A 2,616-nucleotide genomic window follows, 5' to 3' on the forward strand; every position below is an offset into this window, starting at 1 on the left:
CACGCGTCGACGAGATGTGGGGCACCGACCTCACCACCACCTGGACCGGCGAGGGGCCAGCCTCGGTGATGATCGCCGTCGACCATTGCTCGGGCGAGTGCGTCGGCATCCACGCCGCCAAACGGGCCACCCGCTTCGAGGCGCTGGAGCCTGTCCGCCAGGGCGTGCGTGAGCGCTTCGGCGCCTTCGCCAAGGAGGCCGCAAAAGGACTGAAGCTGCGCCACGACCACGGCAGCCAGTACATGGCCGCCGACTTCCAGGCCGAGATCACCTTCCTCGGCATCGAGAGCTCGCCCGCCTTCGTCCGCGCCCCCGAGGGCAACGGCTGCGCCGAGCGCTTCATTCGCACGCTCAAGGAAAACCTGCTGTGGGTGCACACCTTCGACACCGTCGAGGACTTGCGCCTGGCCCTCGTCGATTTCCGGCGCCGCTACAACGACGAATGGATCCTCGAACGGCACGAATACCGAACCCCGGCCCAGGTAAGGGCCGAACAACTCACCCCGCCCTCACGGGCGGCGTAGGTATCAACTCGGTGTCTCGAATACCGTGGACCGGTACAATGGACGGCAAGGGATCATGGCGCGACAAAGTCTTCGTCGAGCGGCTCTGGCGCTCGGTGAAGTACGAGGAGGTCTACCTCAAGGCCTACGACAGCGTGACCGAGGCCCGCGCCTCGCTCGGCCGCTACTTCGACTTCTACAACGGCCACAGGCCGCATTCGAGCCATGGCGGCAGAACGCCCGACCAAGCCTACTTTGACAACCTGCCCCAGATCGAGGCAGCATGATTTTTGCCGCCGCTGGGGGGCCTCATGCAGGGAGGGCGTAGCCCGACCGAAATGAGGCCCCCCAGCGGCAAAACCAGACCGAAACCGGCAGGCGATCCACTTAAAATCCGCCGAATTCTGTCCAAACAATCCCGGCCAGCTCTTACGAACGCTGGCAAAAGCGTGACCTGTCAGCGCGCCGTTATGTGTATGTCTGGGCGGACGGGGTCTATCTCCAGGCCCGCATGGAAGACAGCGCCGAATGCATGCTGGCGCTGATCGGCGCCACCCCGGAAGGTCGCAAGGAGCTGATGGGGTTCCAGGTCGACGTTCGCGAGAGCACCCAAAGCTGGCGGGAATTGCTGGTCGATCTGAAGGCTCGCGGTTTGGCCATCGCTCCAGAACTGGCCATCGGTGATGGCGCCCTCGGCTTCTGGAAAGCGATGGACGAGGTGTTCCCCTCGACCCGCCACCAGCGCTGCTGGCTGCACAAGACCCGCAACATCCTGAACAAGGCAGCAAAATCCGTTCAACCCGGCATGAAGAAGGACCTCGCCGAGATCTGGATGTCACCTGACCGGGCGGCAGCGGAGAAAGCCATCGACGTCTTTGCCGCCAAATACGGCGCCAAATATCCCAAGGCGGTCGAATGCCTCGAAAAGGACCGGATGCCCCTGCTGGCCTTCTACGATTTCCCTGCCGAGCATTGGGTCCATCTGCGCACGACCAATCCCATTGAAAGCGTTTTTGCCACCGTCCGGCACCGCACCGTCCGGACCAAGGGGGCCTTGTCGGCGACGACCGCCAAGCTGATGGTCTTCAAGCTGGTCATGGCCGCCGCCAAAACCTGGCGCCGCCTCAAAGGCGAAAATCAGTTGCCCAAGCTCATCAACGGCATCAAATTCATCGACGGGGTCCAGAGCGCCGAGGCCGTTTCACAAACCGCCGCCTGATCGGACTCGTCACCCAGATTCACGCATAGCTCCCGCCAACTAGCTTGCATCGTAAGCCCAAGTGCACGTTCAGCCGTGCTGCCGATCGAGAAAGGGCAGAAGTTCTGCAAGCACCTCGCTCGGGCTCTCCTCAGCGAGGAGGTGGCCGCCTGGTAATGCCGCATCAGACACTTCCGACGACCATTCTTTCCAAATTTCGAGAGGAGTGCGGCCGTCGCCGCTGTGACCGGCCGCCGGCCACAGCGAAAGAACAGGACAGGCGATGCGCCGTTCGGCGTCCCGGTCGGCGCGGTCGGCGGCCAGATCCTCATTCAGGGCGGCACGATAGTCCTCGCATATCGCGTGTCGAACCGAATGGCGCCTAAACGCCAGATGGTAAGCTCGGCGGGCAGCTTCCTCAAGGAACGGCCGTCCGCCGGCCATGCCGTCCAGTGCACGGTCGAGGAAGAGGTTAGGCTCTGCCGCGAGCAGCCTTTCCGGCAAATCCCCCGGTTGCGCCAGGAAAAACCAATGGAAGCGCGCAGCGGCTTCGCGAAAGTCGATCGCCGACATTGCGTCCAGTGTCGGGACAACGGCCAGCGAAGCGAACGACCGTACTGCATCGGGGTAATCGAGCGCCATGCGATACCCAACCCGCGCACCGCGATCATGACCAACGATCGAGTAGCGGTCATACCCCATCGAATTCATCAACGCGTGGATAGCCGCTCCAGCGCGGCGCTTGCTCCATCGCTGGCCATCGATAGCGGCTTCACTTGCACCATAGCCTAGAGCGCGTTGACATTCATTTGGTCCAGATGAATGCGCTGACGAGGCTGAGGAAGGACAAGAAGGCCCTTGGCGTCTGGTCGTAGCGGGTGGCAATGCGCCTGAAGTGCTTGATCTTGAGGAAGA

General features: G+C 62.7%; 2 protein-coding genes and 2 pseudogenes. 3 read left to right on the forward strand and 1 reads right to left on the reverse strand.

The genetic code is table 11. The features are described from left to right. From ACFSNB_RS18585 to ACFSNB_RS18595, 3 genes and pseudogenes are all read left to right on the forward strand, one after another. Window positions 1-524: transposase (locus ACFSNB_RS18585; RefSeq protein WP_377319299.1), on the forward strand; the 524-nt coding region annotated here is incomplete at its 5' end. A 35-nt stretch (window positions 525-559) separates the two neighbouring features. Next, window positions 560-790 (forward strand): annotated as a pseudogene (locus tag ACFSNB_RS18590) (integrase core domain-containing protein); the annotation flags it as partial. Window positions 791-924: 134 nt separating this feature from the next. Beyond that, window positions 925-1,722: pseudogene (locus tag ACFSNB_RS18595) on the forward strand (IS256 family transposase); the annotation flags it as partial. A gap of 69 nt (window positions 1,723-1,791) precedes the next feature. Here the strand turns inward: ACFSNB_RS18595 and ACFSNB_RS18600 are convergent. Continuing rightward, window positions 1,792-2,586 carry an alpha/beta fold hydrolase gene (locus ACFSNB_RS18600; RefSeq protein WP_377319301.1) on the reverse strand — a complete coding sequence of 265 codons (795 nt, stop codon included), beginning with the start codon at window positions 2,584-2,586 and terminating at the stop codon, window positions 1,792-1,794. Between the last annotated feature and the right edge of the window lie 30 nt (window positions 2,587-2,616).

This window comes from Phaeospirillum tilakii, from assembly GCF_042683125.1.
GTDB classification, from domain to species: Bacteria; Pseudomonadota; Alphaproteobacteria; order Rhodospirillales; family Magnetospirillaceae; genus Phaeospirillum; species Phaeospirillum tilakii.